Here is a 20,980-nt window from a genome sequence, read left to right as displayed (position 1 = left end):
TTCGCGAATAAATTCGCTCGCACACGGTTTGGGTAGGAGAGAATTCATTCGCGAAGAATTTTGCACATTAGCCTGCTTTCAAGACAGAATCACTTAGCTATCACGCCGAAGGGATTCCTGTGACTCACGACGCCTATGCAAGGCTCTGCCGCTGCCTCGTTCTCTTGCCTTTGTTCTTCTTTCTTGCCGCCTGCAACAAGGAAGCTCCCAAGATCAATACCCCCGAGTACCTTGCTGCCCACGGTATTACCAAGGGTGAACCGAACACGATCCAGGTCGCAAGCTCGACTTTCCGCGTGCCTGCGGATGTTGTGTTCGATGTGTATACGGCTGGCACCATTCAAGCCGCAAAGGCTGACATGCTGACCTTGCACCTCAACATGGGCTTCCTCTTTACCCCACCCAGAACGGGGCCTGCAGGCAAAGGGGAAAAGCACATGATCAGGACAGAGATCTCCACGCGGGGAGACCCCACCCGGATGGAAAGCATGTTGTCTTTTGAAAAGACAGACACGCCAGTCGAGCGCACAGACCTGGACTTGATCGAATACCCTGTAAACGCCCCGTCTTCTACAGACTTCTCCCGCAATTATATTTACCAATCCCGGGAATCAGACAACACCACGCCCCCGACAGAGTTCTTCTGCTGGGTTGTCTGGTTAAACGACCCTTCCAGAAAAAACGGCACGTGCAGGACGTCTTTCTACAGTCACTCAGGGCTGCTCATTCAATCTTTTTTCTCCTATGACCTCCTGAAGGATTGGAAGTCCATCACGAAAGAAGTGCGTAACAAGATTGATGTATATGAAGTAAATAACAATCAAAGCCATGGAGGTTCACGATGAGCAATAGCTACCTGACGGACGAACAGATATCAATCATTCGCGACCTTCAAGGCCGCGCTCCGAATGCTGATGGCAACTATGCCGATGTGTACAACGCCATTGCCAGCATGCTTCCGGATGGCGCTGTAAAGTTATGGTTGCAGGGGGCGGCACTTGCCAACGCGGGGCAAGGGGTCTTTGCGGAAATTATCAGGTCTTACAGTCAGCGGCAGATGGAACTGCGTGGTGTCGCCTATTCAGACGCCCTCATGCAGAAGGCTTCAAATCAGGTGGCAATCAATGCCCTGAATGACATTCTCGATCCGAGTCGCCGATCCAGCACTGGACAATGGCTGGTCCCCACTATTTCAGATATTGCAAATAATGATGCGACTGGCGTAGGGCAGGTTTTATTTGCCTCTTTGGGGAACGACAGCGCCGGTGGAGAAATAAATGCCGCTTGGTCGGGGACCATTCTTTTCTCGGCGCTCGGGCAGAATGAAACCAATCGGTTCACAAGACAGGGCGGGGACGATCTCAATCGCGTAGATGACGTCAAGAACCTGCTCTTTGCCTATGACGCTTATGCCTATGCCTTTGAAAAAACCAGAAGTGCTGGACTGACTGATCTTCTTACTCTGGACAAGACCCTTCTGGATGACCTGGGCGTCGGATGGGAGACTTTTGATACTGCCGGCTTTGGTGAGTTGCGGGCACTCGCAACCAATAACATCACGTCCCTCTTGTCTGGCGAAGCACGAAAACTCGGAGAACTCATTTCCGAAGCCGGTACGCATGTGGTCCTGGACTGGCTTCGGGCGACCTATCTAGGCAAACGCTCAGACTCGGCGACCACTCCCGAGAATTTTGCAGGTGCGGCACAAAGCTTTTTCTCCGGCCTTGATTCATCGATTGCGCTCAACGCGAATACGATCCTTCTGCCCGGCGAGAAGGGGGCACTTGTTTCGTTGGCCAAGAGCAATATTTCGGTCAGGAATGCGCTGTACGCCTTGTCTCCGATCGCCATCGAGCTTCCAGGCTACTCCAGCGATTTGAGCCTGGCGGACGTGAAAACCGGAAAAGGTGCTCTGTCCGATGAGTGGATCGACAAGCGTGCATCGTTCCTCATCTTCGAGAAATTCTATCGAGAGTCCGGTGACACGGATGGCTCCTATGAAATGCCATTCGGCCTCCCTGTTCCCATTCCCGGTGACATCGAGTTCCGGGATTACAGCAGTGGCTCAGAGTACAAGCTGACGATCGATGGCGTTGATCTTGGCGTCATGGACAAGCGCTACATCGTTTTCGGCGGCAGCGGCAGCGATAACATTCAGGGTGGAGAGGGCAAGGATTACCTTTTCGGCATGGATGGCGCCGATACGCTCAATGGCGGGGAGGACGACGATTACATCGAAGGCGGCGCTGGCGATGACAATATCGACGCAGGAGAGGGGGTCGATACTCTCTATGGCGGGCAGGGCAACGACACCCTGCTGGGTGGGGAAGGCAAGGACACCCTGTATGGCGGCCAGGGAGATGACAGTCTCGAGGGTGGTCTCGGGGACGACTACCTTGAAGGGGGCGACGGCCAGGATAACCTCAAGGGCGACGATGGATTCGACATCTACAAGGCCGATAGCCAGGACATCATTTCCGATACTGACGGCAAAGGGAAAGTTTACCTGGGCAATCAGCAACTCACCGGTGGCTCCCGCAAGGAAACCGACCCCGAGAACACGTACTACGGCGGCGGTAATACCTATTTCCTGGATGGCACCACTCTGGTCGTCAATGGCTCTCTCGTCATCAATGACTACAACAAGGACAGCAGCGACTTGCAGATTGTCCTCAGTGAGGAAGAAGAGGAAGAAGACGAAACGCCTGAGACCGATGATGCCGAGAGTCGCACATCCCCCATCGTCCTTGACCTGGATGGAGACGGTATCGAAACGCTGGAAGTCGGTGCCAGCTACTTTGACCTGGATGGTGATGGCCTGAGTGAAATGTCCGGCTGGGTCAGCCCGGACGACGGGCTGCTGGTACACGACCGCAACGGTGATGGCCGTATCAGCAACGGCACCGAACTGTTCGGCAACCACAGCATCCTGAGTAATGGCCAGACTGCCGAGAACGGTTTTCAGGCCTTGGCCGAGTATGACGACAACGGCGATGGCGTGATTGATGCGCAAGACAGCTCTTACGCTGAGCTGCAAGTCTGGCGCGATCTCAATGGCAACGGCATCAGCGATGTGAGCGAGTTGCAGAGCCTGGCCGATGCCGGTGTGGTGTCGATCAGTACGGGCTACACCGACTCCAGCCATGTGGACACTCACGGTCACGAGCATCGTCAGGTCGGCACCATCATGCTGAGCAATGGCACCGCCTCCACCGCTGCGGACGTGTGGTTCAAGGTAGACACCACACGCCGGGTGAACAGTGGCGACATCGAGCTTGCCCCGGACATCCTGTCCCTCGCCAATGCCAAGGGGTTCGGCAAGGTGCATGACCTGCACCAGGCCATGGCAATGGACCCCGAACTGAAGTCCCTGCTTGAACAGTATGTGTCGTCCAGCGATGCCGCCAGCCGCGACGCGCTGCTCGACGATCTGATCTACCGCTGGGCGGGTGCCGATGGTGTGGACCCGTACAGCCGGGACCCGATGAAGGTTTATGGCCATGTGATGGACGCGCGCCAGTTGGTGACGCTGGAGAACCTTGTGGGGCGTTCCTACATGGGGATCTGGTGCTGGGGTGAGTACGATCCGAACCCCCATGGCCAGGCCGCGCCGATTCTGGTGGCCGAGTATCTGGAATTCAAACGTTTTACCGCTGCCCAGATTCTGGCGCAGACCGAGTATGCGCAGGAGATGAGCATCATCCAGTCCGCATTCGGCTCTGACGCCAACGGCATCACAGTGGACTGGGGCAGCCTGCAAGGTACATTGGAAAACCTTTACGCCAATGACCGGGTCGACCGGATCGCCAGTGTCATTGCGATCCTGACCGACCTTGGGACTTATTCGCCTGGCTACCGCGACAAGCGCGATGCTGCCTTTCAGGCCATTGCTGCCGCTAACACCGATCTGGCCTCGTTCTTCGACTTCTCGACCAGGATCGGCACGACGGTCAGCGATACGTTGTCCGGGATAGAAGCTGACTCCATATTCTATGGCCTGGGTGGCGACGACAGGCTCTACGGTCAGACGGGCAATGACAGTTACCACTTCTCCTGGGGCCATGGCAACGACACCATCCTTGATCGCGGCGGTCTGGATCAGGTGGTGTTCGGCGAGGGCATTGGCCAGGATGATCTTGTGTTCTCGCGTAACGCCACTACGGTCACTATCAGCGTCAAGAACCCCGATGGCAGTGATTCCGGTTCGTTGCGTATCGACAACTTCTTCGACTTCGACGGCACGCTTGATTTCGGTGCGATAGAGCGGCTGGCCTTTGCCGACGGCAGCAGTCTGAACATCGAGCAGATCCTGGATATCCTGACCGCGTCCTCGATCACCGAGGGCAACGACCTGATATTCGGCAGCACGGTGGGGGATACCATCGATGCTCTGGCAGGCAACGACAACATCCATGGCCTGGCGGGTGACGACCAGCTATCCGGCGGTGCCGGTGATGATGTACTGATGGGCGATGACGGCGATGACACACTGATCGGCGGCACAGGCAACGATTCGTTGATCGGCGGCCGTGGCAGTGACACCTATCTGTTCGAGGTCGGGTATGGCAACGATGTCATAGACAACGCCGCACAAGTGACGGGCGCCAGGGTGGATCGCGTGGTGTTCGGCCAAGGCATTGACCCGGATGCGGTCAGCATCGAGCGCAGCAACAGCCACCTGTTCATTCGTACTTCTGCCAGCGACAGCATTCGCCTGAACAACTACTTTTCCAGCGAAGCTGCCAACAGCATGGCCGTTGACGAGATTGTCTTTCACGACGGTACCATCTGGACCATCGCAGATGTCATGGGGATGGTGCTGCAAGCCAGCGATGGTGATGACCTGATCGAAGGGTATGCTTCCGACGACGTGCTGTCGGGCCTGGCAGGCCACGACTTTCTGTATGGCAACGGCGGCAACGACACTCTGCTCGGCGGGGAAGGGAACGACACACTTGACGCTGGTGCCGGCAAGGACACTCTGTTCGGGGATGCCGGGAACGACTTGTTGCTCGGTGGTGAAGGTGACGACTCACTGGACGGCGGCGACGGCAACGACCTGCTCATTGGTGGTGCTGGCGACGACATCCTGAGCGGCGGTGCAGGCAATGACGACCTCCAGGGGGGCGCGGGTCGTGACACCTTGCAGGGAGGCGACGGCGACGATGTGCTGTCTGGCGGAGCCGGTGATGATCTGCTGGCTGGCGGTAAGGGCTACGACCAGCTTTATGGTGGTTCGGGCACAAACAGCTACCTGTTCGCTCGTGGAGATGGCCGGGACGTGGTCGTGGATACTTACGAAAATGTCGTGACGATCTACCTCTCCGACCTGCCGCTGGAAAGTCTGGTATTCCGTCGCAACGGCACCAGCCTGGATATTGTCTTCCCCGACAGCGTCGGCGACCAGCTATCGCTGTCCTCCTTCTTTAGTGGCGAGATCCCGCTTGGCGGGATGCGCCTGCGCTACGGAGACGGGCTGGAGACTGTGATTGACCCGGAGCAATTGCGCCTGCTCACCCTTGAAGGCACTGAGGCTGCCGACCTGATCAACGCCTATTCCAGCGATGATCTGATCGAGGCCCTTGGGGGCGATGATGTGGTGAGTGCCGGAGATGGCAACGACAGCCTCTACGGTGGCGATGGCAATGACCTTCTGGACGCCGGCAATGGTGATGACCTGATCATCGCAGGCGCTGGCGCTGATTATGTCTATGCAGGTCATGGCAATGACATTCTGCAGGGCGATACCGGTAACGATCACCTTGAAGGCGGAGCGGGCAACGACCAATACCGGTTCGCTGCCGGTTGGGGGCAGGACCTCATCATCGACAGCGCTGGCAGCGACAGCGTTCAGTTCACCGGCGTAGAGCCTGCTGACCTGCTGCTGCGCCGTGAAGGTTCGGATCTGGTGGTGCTCAACCAGGTCACCGGAGATCAGTTGCGTATCAGTGGCCAGTTCTCCTATCTGGCTGGTGTGGCCGGGGTGACGGCCATCGAACAGTTCGTGTTCGACGGCGGCGTTACCTGGGGCTATGAGGCCATCAAACTCAAGGCGCTGGAAGGAACGGCACAGGACGATACTATCTACGACCATGCCGACGATGACACGATCGACGCCGGTGCTGGCAACGACTACGTCCAGGCTGGAGATGGCAACGATACCGTGCTTGGTGGCGAAGGGACCGACACACTCTATGGCGGTATTGGAAACGATCTGCTGTCCGGTGGTGCCGGAGTCGACTTGCTCGATGGTGGCATTGGCGACGACAGTTTGCATGGCGGTGCCGACAACGACACCCTGCAGGCTGGCAATGGCGATGACCTGCTCGAAGGCGGTACTGGAGACGACCACCTGGAGGGTGGTGCGGGAAGCGATCGGTACCAGTTCACTGCTGGATGGGGCAACGATCTCATCATCGACAGTGCCGGCACCGATAGCGTGCAGTTTCAGGGTGTGGCGCCAGCCGACCTGCTGTTACGCCGTGATGGCACCGATCTGGTGGTGCTCAATCAGGTCACCAATGACCGGTTACGTATCCTCGGCCAGTTCTCTTACCAGGCGGGCGTTGCGGGAGCGACTGCGATCGAGCAGTTCGTGTTCGACGGCACCACCTGGGACTACGAAGCGATCAAGCGCAAGGCTCTGGAAGGAACCGCTCTGGATGACATTATCTTCGGCCATGCCGACGACGATGTGGTCAGTGCGGCGACAGGCAGCGACCTCGTTTACGGTCAGGATGGCAATGACCAGATCAGCGGTGGCGATGGTATCGACACCCTTTATGGCGGCAACGGTGATGATCTGCTGAGCGGCGATATCGGCGACGACCTGCTCGACGGCGGCAGTGGCAACGATACTCTGCACGGCGGTGACGGGAGCGACGTTCTGATCGGTGGCGGTGGCTTCGACGCCCTGTATGGCGAGACAGGCGACGACACTCTCCAGGGGAATGGCGTGCTTGACGGCGGTGACGGTGACGATCTGCTTGAAGGCAGCGGCGATCTGTACGGCGGCGCGGGTAACGATATTCTGCGCGGTCAGGGCTTCGATACCTTGCGAGGCGGTGCGGGTGACGACGTGCTGGAGGCTTACAGCAACCCCTGGAATCAGGGCAACAATACACTTGAGGGCGGAGCCGGCAGCGATACGCTTTACGGTTCGTTCGGCGATGACACTTACCTCTTCAGTCTGGGCGATGGCCAAGACCTGTTGATCGAGCGGCGGCCGGGTGAGTCTTACAGCAACATCGAGCCGAGTACCGACACCCTGAGCTTCGGTGCCGGTATCGCAGCTTCCGATTTGAGTTTCGTGCGCCGTGGCGACGACCTGATCATCGAGCATGCTAACGGCAGCGATTCGATCACGGTACAGAACTGGTTCCAGGAGCCGACCGACCACTTCAAGCTGGAGCACTTCCTGTTCGCCGACGGCAGCTCGCTGAGCCAGGCCGATGTGGAGAACCGTGTGGTCTGGCAGGGTACTTCCAGTGGCGACAGCTTCATTGGCTACCGTGAACTCGACGATCACATCCGCCTGGGTGACGGTGATGATCAGGCATGGGGCCGTGCTGGCGACGATGTGATTCATGGCGAAGACGGCAACGACTACCTCGAAGGCGAGGCCGGCAACGACAGCCTCTACGGAGGCAGCGGCAATGACCAGCTCAACGGAGGTGCCGGAGACGACTTCCTGGCAGCCGGAACGGGTGACGACAAGTATGTTTATAACCCGGGAGGCGGGGCCGACATCATTGACAATAGTGGCGGCTATTCAGGGGTGTTTTTCACGGATGATATCGGTCAGGACCGCCTGAGCTTCAGTCGTGTTGGCGACGACCTGCTGATTCTGATCGATGGCGATAGCGCGCAGTCGGTGCGGGTGCTCGGTCACTTCCTCGGGGGCGACAAGGCTATCAGCTACGTGCAACCCTCCGGTGGTTATCTGCTGAGCGCCGAGCGCATAGGCCATATCGTCGCTGCGCAGGGCGTGGCTGGCGGCTTTGACGCCCTGATCGAAGGCACGGTAAGCGGTGAGCAACTGGCTGGTTACGACGGTCGAGACCTTCTGCGTGGCCTGGCAGGTAACGACACCGTGTTCGGCATGGGCGGCGACGATCAGGTCGAGGGTGGCGACGGTAACGACTACTTGTCAGGCGGCAATGGCCAGCACAATGGCTCAGGTAACGACTGGCTCATCGGTGGCGCTGGCAACGACGTATTGATCGGTGAGGATGGCGACGATGCCTTGGCCGGTGGAACGGGCGACGATGCCTACTATTACCGCGCAGGCGACGGCGTGGATGTCATCGACAACAGTGGGGGCGGCTTCGACGGAGTGTTCTTCCTGGACGTGGCTTTGTCCCGCCTGAGTTACCACCGTGATGGTGATGATCTGATCATCCTGGTCGATGGCGATCTTGGTCAGCAGGTCCGTGTCACCAATCATTTTCTCGGCAGCGATTACGCCATCGATTATGTGCAACCCGATGGCGGCAGTTACCTGACCACCGCCCAGATCGCCGGGCGGCTCACGGCGCTGCCCGACGGGAGCGGTGGCGAAGAGCCGGTTGAGCCGGGCGAACCGGAGGAGCCGACCGAACCCGGCAATCCAGGCGGGACGGGAGAGCCGCCGGTGGCGGGTGTGGGCGGTTCCGATGTACTGACCGGCACGACTGGCAACGACATCCTTCTGGGCGGGGCCGGCAACGATACGCTCAATGGTGTTGCGGGCAACGACACCCTGATTGGCGGCATTGGCGATGACACTTATGTCTATACCGCGGGCCAGGATGTCATCGAGGAAATCGGTGGCGCAGATACGCTGCTGTTCGCCAATGGCATCACTTTCAATCAGGTGGCCAGTGGTTTGATGAAGTCGGGCAATGACCTGATTCTTCGGGTCAACGGCAGTTCGGCCAACCAGATAACGCTCAAGGAATTCTTCCTGGGCGGCGACCGTCTGGTGGAGAATTTTACCTTTGAAACCGGCGGCCAGCTCACGGCAGCGCAGATCTACGGTGCCTTCGGACTGTCCATGCCGGCTCCAGCGGCAGGCTTCGACAATACGGCCCAGGGATCGACCGGCGATGATGTGCTCGACGGCACTGCGCAGAGCGACCTGTTGCAGGGGTTCAATGGCAATGACGCCTTGTTCGGCGACGCCGGGAACGATCGTCTGGAGGGTGGCAACGGCAGCGACACCCTGGACGGCGGTGCAGGCAACGATACGCTGATCGGTGGTCGTGGTGACGACACCTATGTCTTTTCCGCCGGAGGCGGTCAGGAGACGATCGACAACAGCGGCGGCGGTACCGACACGCTGCATTTTGAGGGCGTCAGCTTCAATCAGGTTGCCAGCGGCCTGATGAAAAGTGGCAATGACCTGGTGCTCAATGTCAGTGGCGGCAGTGACAAGGTGACGATCAGGAACTGGTTCCTGGGTGGAGACTACGTGGTGGACAGCATCACATTCGCCTCGGGCGGGCAGATCACGGCCAGTCAGTTGTTCGATGCCTTTGGCCTGAGCAATCCCGATCCAGCCGGTTCACCGGCTTACCTGAACCTGCCCGACGAGCGTGCTTTCGGCACGGTTTTCGCTGGTCAGGCGGGCAACCAGATCATCCTGGGTTCATCCGATGCTGACCTGATCGACGGCGGTGCGGGTAACGACTTCCTGCGTGGTAATGCTGGTAACGATTACCTGATCGGTGGCGGCGGGAGTGACACCTATGCGTTTGCCAGCGGTGATGGTCAGGACGTGCTAAACAACCTGTCGAACACACCTGAGGCTGATAACGATGTGCTGAGCATTGAAGGTGTCAGCCGTGACAACCTCTGGTTATCGCGTCAGGGGAATAGCCTGGTGATTGATCTTCGGGGAGCGCAAGACAGCGTTACCGTACAGGATTGGTATGTCGGTTCGTCCCAGCGCCTGGATGCCATTCAGGCGGGCGGTTCGACCTTGTATGCCAATCAGGTCGAGAACCTCGTCAGTGCCATGGCGGCTTTTGGTGCGCCAGAGGGAGGGGAAGTCAACCTGAGTCAGGCGCAGCATGATCAGCTCAATGCCGTGATCGCAGCAAACTGGCAGTAGTCTTCAGGAGTAAACGAACAGCCCGCCTTGATGGCGGGCTGTTCGTTCAAGCAGGTTCTCCAGCTCATGCAAGAGCGAACAACCTCGCCCTCAATCCCCAACCTCTATCGTACTCAACCCGTTCCCCTGTCGACGTACCTTGATCTGTACCGGAATCCGCTCATGCATTTCCTGTACGTGAGAGATCACGCCAACCTTGCGTCCCTGGGCCTGTAGGCCGTCCAGGGCGTCCATGGCCAGTTGCAGGGATTCGGGGTCCAGGCTGCCGAAGCCTTCGTCGATGAACAGCGATTCGATACGCAAGGTGCTCGACGCCATCGAGGCCAGCCCCAATGCCAGGGCCAGCGAGACGAGGAAGGTTTCCCCGCCCGACAGCGAATGCACCGAGCGCAGTTCATCGCCCATTTCCGTATCCAGCACCAGCAGGCCAAGCATGCTGCCGCCGCGCTTGAGGCGATAACGGCGTACCAGTTGCCTGAGCTGGGCGTTGGCGTGATGGACCAGCAGGTCGAGGTTGTAGGCCTGAGCGATCTTGCGGAACTTGTCGCCTTCCGCCGAACCGATCAACGCCGCCAGACGCGCCCAGCGTTGATACTCGCTTGTGGCCAGCGCGATGCGCGCTTGCAGCTCGCTGTTGGCGTTACGTCGCTGTTCATCTTCGCTCAGCCTGGCGCGCAGGTCGGCGCAGTGCTGTTCGCTGATTTCACATTCGGTCTGAACCTGAAGCAGGGCAGCGGCCAGTTGCTCGTTATCGGTAATGTCGCTGTGTTGCGCCTGATGCTGTTGCAGGCGCTGTTCGCGCTCATGCAGCAACACTTTGGCTTGCTCCAGGGCCTTTTCACTGCGGCTCAGTTGCTGGCGCAGTTGATCGATGCGGGCGTCGTCGTAAGTCAGCAGGTTTTCAAGTGCTGCGTCATCCAGTTCGTGATGGCTGCTGCGCCACTCTCTGATCTGGCCGTCGAGTTCGCGGGACTCCTGTTCCAGAGCCTGCAACTGTTGTTGATCGGCCTTGAGTTCGGCATTGAGCTGAATCAGTTGGTGGTGAACATCCTGCAAGGTCTGGCCTGCCGAGGTTTCAGCGTGTCGGGCCTGTTCGACGGCTTGTTCCAGCGCGTTTTGCCACTGTTGGGCATCGGCATGGGAGCCCAGCAGTTCGGCCAATATCTGTTGGCTGGCGTGTTGCTGCTGGCTCAGGGCCTGAACCTGTTCAAGCAGTTCAGCCTGACGCTGGACACGGTTCTGTTGCTCGACCTGTTCCTTCTCGATCCGCTGCTGGCGTTCGCGCTGTTCCTGCTGTTCTTCGCTTTGCTGTTCGAGCTGGTCCAGACGCTGGGTCACTTGTTGCTCAAGCTGCATGACGGTGGCCGAAGCGTCGTTGCGCAGGTTGTCCAGAAGCTGCGGCGATACCAGCGTGGCCAGTGCCGTCAGTTCTTCCTCCAGACGCTCGCGATCCGCTTCAAGTTGCTTGATCTGGTCCGTGACATGCCGTGCGGCGGTCTGGCTGGCTTCATGGGCGGCCTGTACCTGCTGTTGCAGGCGTGCAGCGTCTTTTTGCAGCTTGAGCAATGCATCCTGGCGCTGCTCGTCGCGGCTGATGACTTCGCTCAACTGGCTGAGCTGCTGCTTCAGCCAGCCGTCACGTTGCGTGGCATCACGGTCCAGCAGTTGCGCACCGAGGGTGTGGGCTTGCAGATCAGGAGCGAGTTCCTGCTGCTGGAGCGTCAGTTTTTCCTGCTGACGGATGAGTTCTTTCTGCCGGGCAATGACACCGCCGACCTGTTCGCGCAGCCTTGTGTACTTTTCCTTTAGCTCATCCACCGCTTTCTGTGCGCCGGCCTGTTCGGTTTCATCGTGTCGAGTCAGGCTTTGCAGCAGTGCTTCGGGTTGATGCCAGGGATGTTCAACACTGCCGCACACCGGGCATGGCTGGTCATCCTGCAACTGTTCGCGCAGTTCTTCGACGCTGGCGCTGCGGGCCAGACGCTGACGTTCCAGCAATTGCTGAGTGACGCTCAGGGTCTGCTCGGCAACTTTCAGATCGTCCCGGGTCTGGATGCCTTCGGCATTGAGCTTTTCACGTTCCTGCTGGGCTTCCTGCTGCTGTTGGCCGAGGGTTTGCTGTTGTTTATCGATTTCCTGCTGGCTGGCCCACAAGCGAGCCAGCTCTTCAAAGGCGCGCTGCTGCTTGCGGTTGTCCTGCAACAGGCTGCCCAGAATCTGGGTCTGTTCGGTGACAGCTTCTGCTTCGCAATCGGCCTCGCGGTACAGCACTTCCAGGTCGCTGCGCTGCTGGATCAACTGCTCATCGGCATCGGCGGCGCTTTGTTGCAGGGCAGGCAACTCGCCTTGCCCGTGCTTCAGGCGATTGGCGGTCAGCGTCAGGGATTTGAGTCGGTCGCGCCAGGCGTTCCAGGCGTGTGCCAGCGGTGTGAGTTCAGTGCTTTGCTCCAGTTGTTGCGCGATGCGCTCCAGGCGCTCTGCGACCTGTTGCTGTTGGTCGAGCAAACCTTGCAACTGGCTCTGGCCTTGTGTGCTGCTCTGCTCAGCCTGTTGCTGGAGCGCGACGATCCTGGCCAGTTCTTGAGTCAGGTGGTTCAGGGTGTTCTGGCTTGCAAAGGCCTGTTGCAGCAGTGGCTTGGCATCGTTCTGTTGCTGCTGGGCTTCAAGCAGTTTCGCGTGCGCGTTGCTGCGGGCGCTTTCCAGTTGCTGCTGTTGCGTCTGTAGTGCGGCTTCTTGAGCTTGATGCTGACCAATACGCTCAGCCAGTGGGTTTAGCTGGGCATTGAGGGCGATGCGGCGGGCAAAGCGATGGCGTTGCGGCCCCAGACGCTCCAGTTGGCCGAGTGTCTGGCGCTGGCCTTGCTGGTTGTCCCAATCCTGTTGCGCGCTGTTCAGGCTTTCGTTGGCGCTGAGCTGTTCATCGCGCAGGCGATGCAGCTCAGTGAGCCATTGTTGCTTGAGTTCCAGCTGGCGCAGTTGTGCCTGATGGGCCTTGTGCTGTTGCTGAGCTTCGCTCAGGTTCTGTTCGAGTTCGGCGCGTTGCTCGGGCTCAAGCGGGGTGATGTTACCTGCCTGGGCGGTAAGGGTCTTGAGCGCTTCTTCGGCTTCCTTGCTCTTGCTGTAGGCGCGGCGTCCGAGCTGGCTGTAGATGGCCGTGTTGGTCAGTTTTTCCAGCAGCTCGCTGCGTTCCTTGTCATCGGCCTTGAGGAAGGCACTGAACTCGCTCTGGGCCAGCATCACGGCACGGGTGAACTGCTCGAAGTTGAGCCCCAGGCGCTGTTCGATCAGTTGCTCGAACTCGCGTTTGCTCTGGTTGCTGAGGATCTGTTCGCTGTCCAGGTCGGTAAGGGTCTGGCGGCTGGCTTGCAGCTTTTTCGCAGCGTTGTCCCGTGCCCGGTTGGTTTCCCAGCGGGCGCGGTAGCGACGTTGATCGATGCCGACAAAATCCACTTCGGCGTAACCGCTGCCAGTGCCGCGGCGCAGCAGGGTGCGCGGGTCGCTGGTGGTGATTTCGCCTTCCACATCCGGGACCTTGGACTGGCCGATATTGCTCAGGCGCGGAATCGCCCCGAACAGCGCCAGGCACAGGGCGTCAAGCAACGTGCTCTTGCCCGCGCCGGTAGGGCCGGTGATCGCGAACAGGCCGGCACTGGCCAGTGGTTCGGCGGTGAAATCCAGCTCGAACGGCCCGGCCAGCGAGGCGAGGTTTTTCAGGCGAATGGCGAGAATCTTCATGGCTGTTCGCTCTCCTGCTGAACTTCACGCAGCAGCGTGGCGAAATCGGTAAGGGTCTGTTCATCCACCGCGCTGCCGAAGTTTTCCTCCCAGGCACGGCTGAACAGCTCCTGTGGGCTGAGCTGGCCCAGTTCGATCAGGGTCGATTGCTCATCACCGCCATCAAGGCTGCCCTTGCCGGCATATTCGGCACCGATGCGTACCAGACGCACGGCCTTGCCTTGCAGGGCGGTTTCTATCTGGTTGCGCAGGTCCGGTTGCGGCTCGTCCAGGCGTACGCGCACTTCCAGCCAGGGCTGGCGGTCAATGTCGGCCAGCAGGTCGATGTCCGGCAGGCCCTTGAGTTGCAGCAACAGTTCGGCCAGCGGGGCAGGGCCGAGGCGTTGCAGGTTGACGGCGCGGGGGATCAGGCGAGGTTCTACGCTGACCAGTTGCTCGCCGTCGCAGTTGATTTCCAGAATCTGGTGCTTGTAGTCGATTTCCGAGAATGACAGCGGAATGGGCGAGCCGCTGTAGCGGATACGATCTTCACCGTTGACCCGCTGCGGCTTGTGCAGATGGCCGAGGGCGACGTAGGTGATGCTCGGGCCGAACAGGCTGGCGGGCAGCGCTTCGGCATTGCCGATGATCAGGCTGCGTTCGGAGTCTTCGGACACCGAACCTCCGGCCATGTGCGCATGGCTGACCGCGATCAGGGCCTGACCCGGCTGACGTTTTACGTTGGCGGCTTCGATCAGCAATTCATGGACTTTGGCAATGCCACGCAGGTAATCGTCGCCCAGGGTTGCGCCCGTGACTTCGGCCGGGCGCAGAAACGGCAAGGCCAGACACCATGCCCGAACCTCACCTTTTGCATCAGGCAACGGCAGCAACAGGCGGTCGACATCCAGCGAACCATCATCCAGCCACAGCACCCGACCCAGCGCGTGAGTGCGCAAGCGGCGCATCAGTGGGGCAGGCAATTCGATGCGTGAGCCAGAGTCGTGGTTACCGGCAATCATGACGATGGTCAGCAGCGGCTGTTGCTCATGGGCGTTGACGATAAAGTCGTACAGGCGCTCCTGGGCTTTGACCGGCGGGTTGACCGTGTCGAAGATATCGCCTGCGATCAGCAGCACATCAGGCTGACGCTCTGCCAGACGGGCCAGCAGCCAGCTCAGAAAGCTGGCGTGTTCAAAGTCCCGCTCCTGACCATGGAGGTTCTGACCCAGATGCCAGTCGGAGGTGTGAAACAAACGCATTGATTGACCTGTATTTTGGGGCGGACTCCTACAAGCGGTGTAGGAGCGAATTCATTCGCGAAGATCTCATTTCGGATAAAGCGGCGGCAACCCTGCATCGCCTGTGGGGTCCTGTATCCGCTCGGCTGCGGGCAGGGTGCGGATGGCGCGCCACAGGTCTTCGCCCATCCAGAACTTGCCGGTTTCGCTGTACAGCGCGCCGTTCAAGCCATCCAGCGCATCGGACAACGGTACGAAGCGGGCGGCCATGTCGGCCAGGGTTTCAGGCTGCTGGCGTGCCCAGGCATCCAGTGCCTGACGGGTTGCATGGGGATCGTTGGCGGCACATGCACGCTTGAGATCGTCCAGTACGGTGCGCGGACTTGGGCCGGTCTGCACCGAACGGGTCACCGCTGGCTGGCCACGTGCCCGCCACCAGAGAATCAGGCTCAGCAGGGTGGTCAGGGCGAACAGCACGGTACTCAGTTGCCACGGCCAGACCGGCGGCCCGAGGACCGTCAGGCCACCTTGTTCGTTATTGACCGGAGTGTCCACCGCCAGCCCCGGATTGTTGTTGATCTGCAGGGTGCGTGCAGGGAGGCTGCTGTGCTCCAGGTGATCTTCGCGGGTGTTCCACCAGGTCACGTCCACGGTAGGCAGGTCGATGGCGCCGGGACGATTGGGCACCAGGGCTTCACGTTCTTCGCGAGTGCCGATCAGGCCGCGTTCACTGACCAGATTACCCAGTTGCGGTTGATCCGGGTAATGCCTCAGGCCCGCGACTTGCGTGGCAGGCAGCGGCGGCAGTTGCGAGCCGGACAGGCCTTCGGCCTTGAGAATGATGGTGCGGGTCAGGGAGTCGCCGACCTGACTGTTGCCCGGTTCGGGGTTCCAGTTTTCTTCGAGGGTCACACTGCGGGCTGGCAGCCAGGGCACATCGGCCGGGTAGTCGGCAGGCTTGGGTTTGACGTTCAGGGGAATCCTGGCAGAGCTGACCCGCATCAGCTTGCCCGGCTGCGGACCGAACGGGCTGGCTTCCTGGTTCTGGAGGCCGGTCTGTACCAGCGTTGCACTGAAGACCAGCGCCGGAACCTGAAGCGTGCCGCTCTGTTGGGGATAGATCGCATAGCGCGTTTCGATCACGCCATGGCGTACGCCATTGATCAGTTTTTCATAGGTGCGCGAGTCGCCGAGCTTGTCGACCCGCGCCTCGGCGATCTGCAAGGCGCTCAGGCTGCTGTCGTCGAACAGCGATACCGAGTGATAGATGCGCAGCGTCAGTACCGCCTGGGCCTGAACGTAGACGCTGTCCTGATCCAGACTTGCCTCAATGAAGATCGGCGCCAGTTTGCTGCCTTGCTCCCGGGTGTCGCTCTGCATGACTTGCAGGCTGACCGGCTGGCTTTTCATTTCACCCAGTTGCAGCGAAGGGATTACCACAATGCCGGACTGTCTGGGCAACAGGGTAATGATCCAGCGTGTCGTGGCCTGGTTGCCGCCATCCAGTGTGGTCAGCCGGTTGATCTGGCGGGTGCCGCGCACATCGAAACTGTCATCCAGAGGGCTCAGGTCGGGCTTGCCGAACAGCGTGACATCGGTGGTTTCCAGAGTCAGCTCCACGGTCTCGCCGGAATTGAGGCGCGTGCGATCGACCTTGGCGATCAGTTCCGCTGCCTGTGACGACAAGACGACCAGCCCCAGAATCAGGCCGGTCAAAAGGGTGTAAACACGACTCATCGGGTCTTTTCCTGATGTTGCTGTTCGTAGCGAAATTTGCGCCGCAGCAGCTCGCCGGGATCGTCCGGGATCTGCCTCAGCCATTGATCCAGTGCCTGGCGTCGTTCGACAGTGATCTGGCTCTCGGCCGGCTGGATCGGTGGACGAGTGGTTTGTTCGTCGTCCAGCGTCGAGCCTGACTTGTCGTTTCCTGCCGATTCAGGCGGCTGATTGTCGGTACTGTTTTCCTCCTCGGATTGAGGGGTGTTCTGGTCCGCTTCAGGTGTGCTGCTTGTCTGTTGATGTGGAGCCTCTTGGCCGTCTTCGCCTTGCTCGCTCTTGTCCTGCCCTGTTTCTGACGGGGTTGGACTGTTGGCCTGATCCAGCAGGCGCTGGATCAAGGCCTTGTTGAATTGTGCTGCCGGGAAGTCCGGTTGACGCTCCAGAGCCTGTTCGTAAGCGTCCAGTGCGGCTTCCAGTTCCCCGCTATGGGCCAGGGCATTGCCGCGATTGTAATGATCGGCAGCCGTGTTGCCCTCGGCGAAGCGTTGTGCCGCCGTGGCGTAATCGCCTGCTTCATAGAAGGCCATGCCTTTCCATTGCGGGTTTTCAAAGTGCTGCGCGGCTTCGGCCGGGCGGCGTTGCTCCAGCAAACGCTGGCCCTGTTGATCCGGGCGCAGCCAAAGGTCCTGAAACTCGAATGCCTGACTGTTCTGCGGCAGCATGAACAGCAGCGGCAGACAGAACAGCCAGCCCCGTCGCCCGGCACAGGCTGCCAGCAACAGCAGTGGCAACAGGAACCAGTAACCCTGATCGGCCCAGGTATCCAGGCGCAGGACCTGCCCGTCGCTGCGCAGGTTCTGCGGACCGGCAAACAGGCCCAGGCTGCGCAGGTCTTCGTCGTCCATTCTGGCTTGACGATAGCTGCCGCCAAGGTTGTTGGCGAAATCGTTGAGGCTGGCGCTGTCCAGACGCGGTACCAGAATCGCGCCCTGGGCGTCCTTGAGCAGGCTGCCGTTTTCCAGTGTTACCGGAGCACCTTCGGCGGTGCCGATGCCCAGGATCAGCAAGGGCGGTGATTGTCCTTTGAGAAGCTGCTCGATGCCCTGGCGTTCCTGTTCGTTCAGCGAGGAGCCGAGCAACAGAATCCGGCCCTGACCCAGTGCGCCTTGCTTGAGCAGGTCGAGTGCTTTCTTGACGGCCAGATCGGCGCGTTGACCGGCCTGGGGCATGATCGATGGCTTGATGGCATCCAGCAGGTTATGACTGGTCACCTGATCGTCGGACAGCGGCACCAGCGTGTGGGCGCTGCCGGCATAAACGATGATTGCGGTCTGTGAGTCGCTGCGCGCCTGCAACAGGTCGAGCAGTTTGCGTTTGGCCTGTTCCAGACGTGTCGGTGGGCTGTCGGTGGCGAGCATTTGTGGTGTCAGCTCCAGCAACACCACCAGCGGATCGACCGGTTTCTGGCTGATCTGTTCGACACGCTGCCAGCCGGGACCGAGCAAGGCCAGTACGGCCAGGGCCCAGCAGAGTCCCAGAATGACCCACGGCAATTTGTTGTTACGGCCGCGTCCGCCGCTGAGCAGCACGGAATGGAACGCCACGGGCATGATCATCTGCCAGCGTCCGGCGCGTTTCTGCCGGTGCCAGAGGTGCCAGATCAACAAGCCCAGCAGTGGCAGGATCAGCAGCCACCAGGGTCGCAGCCAGTGAGGCCAGAGCGCGATCATCGTGGCCTCCGGATACGTTCCAGACGTTTACGCAGGCGCACCAGACGTTGCTGGTTGAGCAGGCGTTGCAGGGCGTTGTTGGCCCACAGATCGAGCAGAACCAGCAACACACTCGCCACCAGTGCCGCCGCCAGCGGCCATTGATACAGCGCCATGGCCGGACGAGCCTGGGTGGGCTGCTGGGCAACGGGCTCCAGTGAATCGAGGGTGAGGCGGATCTTTCTCAGCTCATCGCCGTCACGTGCGCGGAAGTACTGGCCGCCGCTGAGGGTTGCGATTTCCTTGAGGGTGGGCTCATCCAGATCCAGGCTGGGATTGAGGCCGAGCATGCTTTGCACACCGCTGCTGTCGGGGTCGGAGCCGATGCCGATGGGGTAGATTTTCACTCCTTCCTCAGCGGCCAGCCGTGCAGCGGTCACCGGATCGATCTGCCCGCCGTTGTTGGCGCCGTCGGTCACCAGCACCAGCACCCGGCTGTTGGCCGGACGCAGGCGCAAGCGTTTGAGCGCCAGGCCGATGGCGTCACCGATGGCTGTGTTCTTTCCGGCGATGCCGATCCGGGCCTCATCGAGCCAGATGCGGACGGTGCGGCGGTCGAAGGTGAGGGGCGCTTGCAGAAATGCCTGACTGCCAAACAGGATCAGGCCGACGCGATCACCCTGGCGGCTTTCAAGAAAGTCGCCCAGCAGGTGCTGGACCAGAACCAGCCGGCTGACGTCTTCGCCTTTCCACTGCATGTCGGGGTAGTCCATGGAGCCGGACACATCCACGGCCACCAGCAGATCCCGGCCGCTGGCGGCAATCGGCAGCGGTTCGCCCAGCCATTGCGGGCGCGCCGCAGCGATCAGCAGCAGAAGCCAGATCAGCAGCAGTGGCAAGCGTTGCCGCCATGCAGGCAGATTGGCCTTGGCCCGGCGTCCGCTCAACTCTTCAAGTTCGTTGAGAAAGCTGACTTTGAGCGCCGCTTCACCGCTGTCTGCAATTGGCAGCAAAAACCGCATCAGCCAGGGCAATGGCAGCAGGGCGAAGACCCAGGGCCAGGCGAATTCAAACATGTTTGCGAATCCAGGTTTCGACCGACTGTGTCAGGCCGGTAATGGCCTTGTCGTCGAGTTTGCATTCGGGTTTATAAGCGCCTTCGACCAGAATCATCCAGCGGGTCAGGCCCGCGGCGGGGCAGCGGTTATCGAGGAAAGCCAGCCATTTTCGACCGTTGAGGGTATGGCTCTGGCTGTGCGGATAGTGATTGCGGCACACGCGCTTGAGCAGGCCATTGATCTGTTGCAGCCAGGCACCGGCCGGTGCGCCGTCGTAGGGCTTGGGCAGGCTGGCCAGCTCGGCCAGCGCCGCAAGGCGGACCGGGTCCAGAGGTTGCTCGCTGCGACGGTTGCTGGATTTGACCGGCAGCAGCACGCGCAGCCGCCAGAAACCCCAGGCCACGGCAGGTATCAGCAGCATCAGCAACCACCAGCCCGGTGCCGGCGGCCAGAAGCCCACGGGAGCAGGGGTGATCAGTGGTTGTAGCTGATCCAGAGGATTCATTTGTTTTTTACCGGACGCCGGGCATCCAGATAGTCACGCAATTGCTCGACCATGGCGGTTTGGGTGCTCAGGGGCATGAGCAATACCCGCAGCTTTTTCGCCAGCAGTTCCCAACGGTCGGAGCGAGCCTGGCCTTGCGCGCGATAGGCCTTGCGCAGTTCGGGGTCCAGAGTGTCGAGTTCCAGCTGGGCACCGCGTTCGGCAAAACGCAGCAGGCCGGCAGCAGGCAGTGCCCGGTCCAGAGGATCGGAAATGGGCAGCAACAGCAGGTCGCAATGCCGTGATAGCAGGCTCAACTGCTGTTCTGCCGCCTCCGACAGGGCGCGCTCGTCACACAGCACAATGACCAGACTGCCAGGGCGCAGCACTTCGCGTGCCCGACGCAGGGCAATGCCGAATGCGTCGCGGTCGGCGGCAATTTCGGTATGCAGCGACTGATTGACCCGCACCAGTCGATTCAAGAGCTGCAACAGGCATTGCTTGCTGCGCCGGGGCTTGATTTCGTAATGCTCGTTGTCGCCGAACACCAGCCCGCCGATCCGGTCGTTATGTTCCAGTGCGGCCCAGCCGATCAGTGCGGCAGCCTGAGCCGCCAGCACCGACTTGAACATCAGCCCTGAACCAAAGAACAGACGACGGCTTTGTTCCACCATGATGAAGATCGGGCGTTCGCGTTCTTCATGAAACAGTTTGGTATGCGGCTCCTGGGTCCGGGCCGTGACCCGCCAGTCGATGCTGCGCACATCGTCGCCGGCCTGATAGACCCGCACCTGATCGAAGTCCACGCCACGCCCGCGCAATTTGGAGTGGTGCAGGCCGATCAGGGGGCTGCGCCTGCTTGGCGTTGAGAACAGTTGCACTTCCCGCACGCGATGGCGCATCTCGATCAGCTCGCTGAGGCTGACACGAATGCCCGGCTGTGAGATCAGGTAGGGTTGCAT

9 protein-coding genes are annotated in these 20,980 nt (G+C 60.2%); 2 read left to right on the top strand and 7 right to left on the bottom strand.

Annotated features, from left to right (window positions below; all coding sequences use genetic code 11):
- Positions 1–119 precede the first annotated feature (119 nt).
- A complete protein-coding gene (locus JL015_RS21280) occupies positions 120–845 on the top strand; it encodes a hypothetical protein (protein WP_201019825.1) in 726 nt (241 codons plus the stop codon).
- Positions 842–10,093, top strand: a complete 9,252-nt coding sequence (locus JL015_RS27970; protein WP_307726271.1) for a calcium-binding protein — start codon at positions 842–844, stop codon at positions 10,091–10,093. Before JL015_RS21280 ends, JL015_RS27970 begins: the two co-directional genes overlap by 4 nt.
- Positions 10,094–10,183: 90 nt before the next feature.
- Here JL015_RS27970 and JL015_RS21230 read toward each other — a convergent pair whose 3' ends face one another.
- From JL015_RS21230 to JL015_RS21200, 7 genes are all read right to left on the bottom strand, one after another.
- Positions 10,184–13,828 (bottom strand): AAA family ATPase, encoded by a 3,645-nt coding sequence (locus JL015_RS21230; RefSeq protein WP_201019824.1) that lies wholly within the window; start codon positions 13,826–13,828, stop codon positions 10,184–10,186.
- Positions 13,825–15,069 carry an exonuclease SbcCD subunit D C-terminal domain-containing protein gene (locus tag JL015_RS21225; RefSeq protein ID WP_201019823.1) on the bottom strand — a complete coding sequence of 415 codons (1,245 nt, stop codon included), beginning with the start codon at positions 15,067–15,069 and terminating at the stop codon, positions 13,825–13,827. The genes JL015_RS21230 and JL015_RS21225 overlap by 4 nt, the downstream gene beginning before the upstream one ends.
- 66 nt (positions 15,070–15,135) lie before the next feature.
- Positions 15,136–16,785, bottom strand: coding sequence for a BatD family protein (locus JL015_RS21220; RefSeq protein ID WP_201019822.1), 1,650 nt, complete (start codon positions 16,783–16,785; stop codon positions 15,136–15,138).
- On the bottom strand, positions 16,782–18,497 hold the full coding sequence (locus JL015_RS21215; protein WP_201019821.1) for a VWA domain-containing protein: 1,716 nt from the start codon (positions 18,495–18,497) through the stop codon (positions 16,782–16,784). The genes JL015_RS21220 and JL015_RS21215 overlap by 4 nt, the downstream gene beginning before the upstream one ends.
- A complete protein-coding gene (locus tag JL015_RS21210) occupies positions 18,494–19,552 on the bottom strand; it encodes a vWA domain-containing protein (RefSeq protein WP_201019820.1) in 1,059 nt (352 codons plus the stop codon). Before JL015_RS21210 ends, JL015_RS21215 begins: the two co-directional genes overlap by 4 nt.
- On the bottom strand, positions 19,545–20,039 hold the full coding sequence (locus JL015_RS21205) for a DUF4381 domain-containing protein (protein ID WP_201004399.1): 495 nt from the start codon (positions 20,037–20,039) through the stop codon (positions 19,545–19,547). Before JL015_RS21205 ends, JL015_RS21210 begins: the two co-directional genes overlap by 8 nt.
- Positions 20,036–20,980 carry a DUF58 domain-containing protein gene (locus JL015_RS21200; RefSeq protein WP_201004397.1) on the bottom strand — a complete coding sequence of 315 codons (945 nt, stop codon included), beginning with the start codon at positions 20,978–20,980 and terminating at the stop codon, positions 20,036–20,038. The genes JL015_RS21205 and JL015_RS21200 overlap by 4 nt, the downstream gene beginning before the upstream one ends.

The organism is Pseudomonas cichorii (genome assembly GCF_015471405.1).
Classification (GTDB): Bacteria; Pseudomonadota; Gammaproteobacteria; order Pseudomonadales; family Pseudomonadaceae; genus Aquipseudomonas; species Aquipseudomonas serbiensis.
The sequence above is the reverse complement of the archived record's forward strand: the minus strand, read 5'-3'. Positions and strand labels throughout refer to the sequence as shown.

Excerpts from the sequence above, each read along its gene's own strand:
- JL015_RS27970 (WP_307726271.1), top strand. The coding sequence starts at position 842 with ATGAGCAATAGCTACCTGACGGACGAACAGATATCAATCATTCGCGAC.
- JL015_RS21230 (WP_201019824.1), bottom strand. The coding sequence starts at position 13,828 with ATGAAGATTCTCGCCATTCGCCTGAAAAACCTCGCCTCGCTGGCCGGG.
- JL015_RS21225 (WP_201019823.1), bottom strand. The coding sequence starts at position 15,069 with ATGCGTTTGTTTCACACCTCCGACTGGCATCTGGGTCAGAACCTCCAT.
- JL015_RS21220 (WP_201019822.1), bottom strand. The coding sequence starts at position 16,785 with ATGAGTCGTGTTTACACCCTTTTGACCGGCCTGATTCTGGGGCTGGTC.
- JL015_RS21215 (WP_201019821.1), bottom strand. The coding sequence starts at position 18,497 with ATGATCGCGCTCTGGCCTCACTGGCTGCGACCCTGGTGGCTGCTGATC.
- JL015_RS21210 (WP_201019820.1), bottom strand. The coding sequence starts at position 19,552 with ATGTTTGAATTCGCCTGGCCCTGGGTCTTCGCCCTGCTGCCATTGCCC.
- JL015_RS21205 (WP_201004399.1), bottom strand. The coding sequence starts at position 20,039 with ATGAATCCTCTGGATCAGCTACAACCACTGATCACCCCTGCTCCCGTG.
- JL015_RS21200 (WP_201004397.1), bottom strand. The coding sequence starts at position 20,980 with ATGCAACCCTACCTGATCTCACAGCCGGGCATTCGTGTCAGCCTCAGC.